Below are 570 nucleotides of genomic sequence, written 5' to 3'. Positions count from 1 at the left end.
TCAATTAGTCCGCCCGCTAGCGAAATGAAACCTAGTACAAATCCGAGCATTTGTAACTGGCGTTTCATTCTCAGACTCCTCTCACATAACGTTGCTATAACCGGCAGCCGGAGCGCAGCGCAGGCTGTCCGGCGCCGATAGGCGCGAAGTTCATGGCCTTGTTAAGTGCGAACACTACGGGTTGACTTTTTTTTATTTCTTACTGATAAAAAACCTAGCAATTGAAAAAGGAAGACACCATATAATACCTAAAAGCCACCCAGTAATTACAACCCAAGCGGTGCCCCCAACTCCAGGCTCGTAACTTTTATCTAAGAGCATAAGAACTTCCACTCTTACAACTCCGCTGAACCAAAAAATTACAATACCGAGAAAGAATCCTAAATATAACCACCTGTATGCAAGCAGAGCAGAAAGAGCAGCTCCGGCAATCAATATCCCCGTGCTTGCTAGTTCGTTCATACATGGCCTATTGCACTTAACGCCGCGCTCAGGGGCGGACAATGCTATGCACCTTTGTGCGATAATGAGAGCGTAGCGACCACCACAAAGGTGCATAGCGTTGGCCGT

Annotated in this window: 1 protein-coding gene; it reads right to left on the bottom strand. The window is 47.2% G+C overall.

Annotated elements, in window-relative coordinates; translation table 11 throughout:
- Positions 1–192: 192 nt before the first annotated feature.
- A partial coding sequence (locus tag IG627_RS20750) for a hypothetical protein (RefSeq protein WP_226865513.1) occupies positions 193–570 on the bottom strand: 378 nt, incomplete at its 5' end.

It is taken from the genome of Microbulbifer taiwanensis (assembly GCF_014904815.1).
GTDB lineage: Bacteria > Pseudomonadota > Gammaproteobacteria > Pseudomonadales > Cellvibrionaceae > Microbulbifer > Microbulbifer taiwanensis.
The sequence above is the reverse complement of the archived record's forward strand: the minus strand, read 5'-3'. Positions and strand labels throughout refer to the sequence as shown.